Consider the following 5,875-nt stretch of genomic DNA (forward strand, 5'->3'; position numbering starts at 1 on the left):
TACACCCACTGGGGGATTAAAGCGGGATTACTCCCATCTCTACTTTTGACATCGACCTAGTTCAAAAGACCCCATTGGGGTTCCTACGTATCACACGCGAAAGATACAACTAGCTTGGGTTCCCTCTATACACCGGGGGTTTCTGGTGTCCCTGATTCTGAGGATTGGGCAGAATCACTTTATCCCTTTTACCGTCTCAGCCGTTTTCGGTAATTCCTCTTCACGATGCCTCTGCAAGGATTCACATCTGTTAACCCTGTCTAGTTTTACCCTAGCACTTCACCTAACTATGCGGCTTGCTGATGTCGCGCATTTTACCCTCTAGCTATGAGACATTACAGTTACCCGTAATGCCCCTTTGGGCGGGTACTGGCATTGACACTCGCCAGGAGTATTTCTGAGATACTCACTCTCGTCGTGCAACCGATAGTCGCACCAATCCCTAATAGGGATTAAGTGAAATTTCAACCTTGCTGCTTGAGTGACTGCGCGAACTCCTCAGAAGCGTCGGTTTCAATCCCTAATAGGGATTAAGTGAAATTTCAACACCAAAGTTGTTAGGATTCCTGCTTCTAAATCAGTTTCAATCCCTAATAGGGATTAAGTGAAATTTCAACTGGGTATTGCAGCCAGAGCCTTGGGGGTGACAGAGTTTCAATCCCTAATAGGGATTAAGTGAAATTTCAACGATGGCTGGCAGATAGTTTCAGTTTCAGTTCTATCCTGTTTCAATCCCTAATAGGGATTAAGTGAAATTTCAACTTTCCCCCTCTTGATCCACTTGCGAGGATTCTTTGTTTCAATCCCTAATAGGGATTAAGTGAAATTTCAACGATAATGCTTCCCAGTAAATTCTGTGAAATTGCCGTTTCAATCCCTAATAGGGATTAAGTGAAATTTCAACCACGCTACATTGTTGCGTCCCACATCCACACCATGTTTCAATCCCTAATAGGGATTAAGTGAAATTTCAACTTGGAGTTGAGTTTTGGGACTGGCAGTGGTTTGTTTCAATCCCTAATAGGGATTAAGTGAAATTTCAACTGAAATCTATCAGTGAAATCCAATCTTTGTTAGAAGTTTCAATCCCTAATAGGGATTAAGTGAAATTTCAACGCTACGCGGGGCTAGACTTCGGTCGTAGCCATGACTTGTTTCAATCCCTAATAGGGATTAAGTGAAATTTCAACTTCGCAAATGCGATCGTGTCGGGGCACGATCTAGCACGTTTCAATCCCTAATAGGGATTAAGTGAAATTTCAACTGAAGAATTACAATTTTCCCCCTTCTAATTGATTGCAGTTTCAATCCCTAATAGGGATTAAGTGAAATTTCAACTTTCACAGCGTATTGTTTTGCAACAGTTTGCTTGGTTTCAATCCCTAATAGGGATTAAGTGAAATTTCAACGGCGTACTTTTGCGTCCGATTAGTGACGATAGTGTTTCAATCCCTAATAGGGATTAAGTGAAATTTCAACTCTATAGCTAAAATGCTAGATAATTTAAAAATAAAAAGTTTCAATCCCTAATAGGGATTAAGTGAAATTTCAACCTCAAAACGAACCGTTGAATCACACATCAGACATATATTTGTTTCAATCCCTAATAGGGATTAAGTGAAATTTCAACAAGGAATTCTCTCCAGATAGCGATCGCGTCTTCAGTTTCAATCCCTAATAGGGATTAAGTGAAATTTCAACCTGAAGAAAAACCGCGAAGCATATTATAAAGCTACTGTTTCAATCCCTAATAGGGATTAAGTGAAATTTCAACGCTTAGGGATGGGCAGCGCCAATATGATGAAATGTTTCAATCCCTAATAGGGATTAAGTGAAATTTCAACTTTTTGCACAGCTTGCTATACTTGGTGTTATCAGTTTCAATCCCTAATAGGGATTAAGTGAAATTTCAACCTGCGCTCTGATTCATCCTGAAACTCATGGCATTTTAGTTGTTTCAATCCCTAATAGGGATTAAGTGAAATTTCAACAGCGGTCGCCTGGAATACAATCTATATTGAGTTTTCAAGGTTCTGTTGCGCGAATGAGGTAATAGTAGCATAAAAAATTGTTACCCAGTAATCAGCAAATGGCTAAAATCCTTTCTAGATAAGGCGCGCGGCGACTAAAAGAGATATTTTGTTCGCAAGCTTGATGTTACAAGGGTTTCAAGCTCATTTGCCAAAATTTGATTTCAAACAGCTACCCATCCGCGCCTGAAGGAATGAAAATACTGCTGTTATCAAGGTTTTACCACCAATAGATTTAACTTGAGCAAAACAAGTTATGAATTAAAACAAAAAGTACCTTTGCGCCATTGGTAAGACTGTCGCAGGTTCACAAATCAGCAATTCACCGTCTGCCCTAACTTCATAGGTTTCGGGATCGACTTCAATCTGAGGTAAGGCATCATTCAGCTTCATATCCCGCTTACTAAGTTGGCGCGTTCCGGAAACTGCAACTGCGGTTTTTTGCAAACCTAATTGTCTAGGAATATCTTTATCTAAAGCTGTTTGGGAAACAAAGGTTAAAGAAGTGGCATGACGCGCACCTGCAAAACTGCCAAACATCGGTCGCATATGCACGGGTTGCGGTGTGGGAATACTAGCGTTGGCATCGCCCATTTGCGACCATGCGATCGCGCCACCTTTAATTATTATCTCTGGTTTCACGCCAAAAAACGCCGGCCGCCACAAGCACAAATCTGCTAGTTTCCCTTCTTCTATTGAACCGATATACTGAGCAATACCATGTGCGATCGCTGGATTAATAGTATATTTAGCAACGTATCTTTTGGCTCGGAAATTATCTGCTCTTTGTTCTGTTCCTTGCGGATTAAGGATTCCTCGTTGCACCTTCATTTTGTGAGATGTCTGCCAAGTGCGAATTATTACTTCTCCCACTCTTCCCATCGCTTGAGAATCGGAAGAAATCATGCTAAACGCGCCCAAGTCGTGCAAAATGTCTTCGGCGGCAATGGTTTCTCGGCGGATGCGAGATTCAGCAAAGGCAACATCTTCGGCAATTCCTGGGTCGAGGTGATGACATACCATCAACATATCTAGGTGTTCGTCTAAGGTGTTGAGGGTGTAAGGGCGTGTGGGGTTGGTGGAAGATGGCAAAACATTAGCTTCCCCGCAAACTTTGATAATGTCTGGTGCGTGTCCGCCACCTGCGCCTTCGGTGTGGTAGGTGTGGATGACACGATTTTTAAAAGCGGCAATTGTATCTTCGACAAATCCGGCTTCGTTGAGAGTGTCGGTATGAATTGCTACTTGCACATCATATTCATCGGCAACGCTAAGACAGGTATCGATTGCGGCGGGAGTAGTTCCCCAATCTTCGTGTAACTTTAACCCCATTGCACCAGCTGTTACTTGTTCTACAAGTGCTTGGGGTTGACTGGCATTGCCTTTGCCCAAAAACCCTAAGTTGACAGGAAAAGCATCAGCGGCTTGCAACATCCGGTAAATGTTCCAGGGGCCTGGGGTGCAGGTAGTGGCGTTTGTGCCTGTAGCAGGGCCAGTTCCGCCACCAATCATCGTGGTAATACCAGAAGCGATCGCTACTTCAATTTGTTGGGGACAAATAAAATGAATATGGCTATCAATGCCGCCAGCGGTGAGAATCATTCCTTCCCCGGCTAAGGCTTCAGTTCCAGGGCCAATAATGATATCTACATTATTTTGAATATATGGATTTCCAGCTTTCCCAATTTTAAAAATCTTGCCATCTTTAATGCCAATATCTGCTTTGACAATACCCCACCAATCGAGAATCAAAGCATTAGTAATTACTAAATCTACAGCACCATCAGCATTAGAAATTGGGGATTGTCCCATCCCGTCCCTGATAACTTTACCGCCGCCGAATTTTACTTCATCGCCGTAGGTTGTGAAGTCTTGTTCGACTTCAATGAATAATTCTGTATCGGCAAGTCGGACGCGATCGCCTACTGTTGGCCCATAGGTTTCTGCATAAGCCCGGCGATCCATTCTATAAGGCATAATGCCACTCCTGGCGATGGTATTGAAGCATAAAGCAGAAATTGGAGATTTGCAAGCAATCAGGAATCAGCAAATACTTTATAGCGATATAACCAATCCGAAAAATGCTCGTTAGTTAAGTCCGCTCGTTCCTGTTTTTCTTTAGCAGTTTCAATGTCATAGTACCGCATTTCGCCGACTGCACTCCGAGCTTGGATGATGCTTGTACGCTCGATACGACGCTGTTCGTAGTTGGTAAGAGCTTCTGTCAAACTCGATGCTTGAGATAAACAGGCTTGCAACTCGCATACATCTTCAAACGTACTGTTAGCGCCTTGGGCCATTGCTGGAGCCATTGGGTGGGCTGCATCGCCTAAAAGGGTTACTCTACCTTGACTCCAAGAAGTTAAGGGTGGGCGATCGCAAATAGGCCCTTCCCAAATCTGTTTGGCTGGTGTTGCTTCTACAATTGCCCGAAAGGATCGATCCCAATCTGTTAGTTCATCTAGAATCCGAACCTTGACTTGTTCAACACTTGCCGACAAAGAATAATCTGGCATGAATTTACGATAAATCCAACTAGTGTAACCTTCACCTACATTGAGAAGATACATAAATTGTTGCTTGCCTTTGATGAAAGCTAAATCATAAGAATTAAATAGCTCGTGATGATATTTAATAACAGCACGCCAACACATACTCCCTATGTAATGAGGTTTACCTTCAGCAAATAAGGTTTCTCTAACTGCGGAATTTACTCCATCTGCACCAATTAGCAAATTTGCATCAATGGTATTGCCATTCTCAAAGTAGACTTTTACGCCACTTTCATCTTGTTCAAAGCCAATACAATTATGATTGAGGTGAATAATGTCAGATGGTAATCTAGATGCTAGGATTTGTTGCAATCGCCACCACCAAACAGTTAATAATGGCTGTCCGTATTGCTCTAAGAAGGTGCTAGAACTAGCTCTGATTGTTTCTCCGTTCATACTTTTGAGAACTGTCTGCCCAACCGAACAGCCAGAACTTTTTAAGGTTGTAACTATTCCTGGTGCGATCGCTTCTAAACAATTCAAACCGTTGGGAGTTAGCCCTAAACCAGTACCCACTGGACAAAATTCTTGAGCTTTTTCATACACTTGCACATCAAAACCCAGATTTTGCAGTGCAATTGCCGCAGCTAAACCACCAGGTCCAGCACCGATAATTGCAACTTTCTTCAGCATAGTTCCAAGTGATTTTTGATTTATATCTATTTGCATATTTCTTCCCAATCTAAAAATCTTGATTTATCAAAAAGATTACGGGAAACAGTGCCGAATTTGTTGCGATCGCTCCTAATTCATAGTTGGCTTTTAAGGTAATCTATGAGGGATGAATATAGCCAAATAAAGCTTATTGATCCTACTTCTAAAGTAACCTACCTTTGTTTATCCGTTATGGCTTGCGAGCCACAATACCATACATTAACGGTAGATTCGGTACATCTTCAGGTGGAAACCACTGCTTTGTTGGGGCTTCGCACATTTGCTCAAATAGCTTGCAACCATTGGAGTAAGGGTATTCCTGCAATACTTCTAGTATGAGACCAGCTTGCAATAATCAGGGAAAACGCACCTTATTTTCTAACAAAAACTAATAAGAATTTCAAAGTAATTTGTATAAGTGCGAAACTTGACAAAAAGATAAACAGAATAAATCGATTCTTTTGCAGACGTATAAATTAACTTATCTTTAATCAAAAAACTCTTGTTTAAGGATGAATTACCTAACTATTCAGCCATGAATAAGTTAGCTTACCCCTGAAAATAAGCAACAATCTTAACTAAATTATTGACAAGCTAGTTTACAATAAAGCTAAAACTCTCTCTAAATAGTTATTATCC

General features: G+C 41.5%; 3 protein-coding genes and 1 CRISPR repeat array. All 3 genes read right to left on the reverse strand.

What is annotated here, in order from left to right:
* The first annotated feature begins 432 nt into the window (after positions 1 to 432).
* A CRISPR array of direct repeats spans positions 433 to 1,991; the repeat unit is 37 nt; unit sequence GTTTCAATCCCTAATAGGGATTAAGTGAAATTTCAAC.
* A gap of 300 nt (positions 1,992 to 2,291) precedes the next feature.
* Positions 2,292 to 4,007: an urease subunit alpha gene (ureC, locus tag I8752_RS21000; RefSeq protein ID WP_214434229.1), complete on the reverse strand. Its 1,716-nt coding sequence runs from the start codon at positions 4,005 to 4,007 to the stop codon at positions 2,292 to 2,294.
* A gap of 59 nt (positions 4,008 to 4,066) precedes the next feature.
* Positions 4,067 to 5,215, reverse strand: a complete 1,149-nt coding sequence (locus I8752_RS21005) for an FAD-dependent oxidoreductase (protein WP_318780876.1) — start codon at positions 5,213 to 5,215, stop codon at positions 4,067 to 4,069.
* Positions 5,216 to 5,426: 211 nt separating this feature from the next.
* Positions 5,427 to 5,588, reverse strand: a complete 162-nt coding sequence (locus I8752_RS21010; RefSeq protein ID WP_214434231.1) for a hypothetical protein — start codon at positions 5,586 to 5,588, stop codon at positions 5,427 to 5,429.
* Positions 5,589 to 5,875: the final 287 nt, after the last annotated feature.

This window comes from Dendronalium phyllosphericum CENA369 (assembly GCF_016056275.1).
GTDB classification, from domain to species: Bacteria; Cyanobacteriota; Cyanobacteriia; order Cyanobacteriales; family Nostocaceae; genus Dendronalium; species Dendronalium phyllosphericum.

What these genes read in the sequence shown, in the direction of transcription:
- ureC (WP_214434229.1), bottom strand. Translation starts at nt 4,007, where the DNA reads ATGCCTTATAGAATGGATCGCCGGGCTTATGCAGAAACCTATGGGCCA.
- I8752_RS21005 (WP_318780876.1), bottom strand. Translation starts at nt 5,215, where the DNA reads ATGCTGAAGAAAGTTGCAATTATCGGTGCTGGACCTGGTGGTTTAGCT.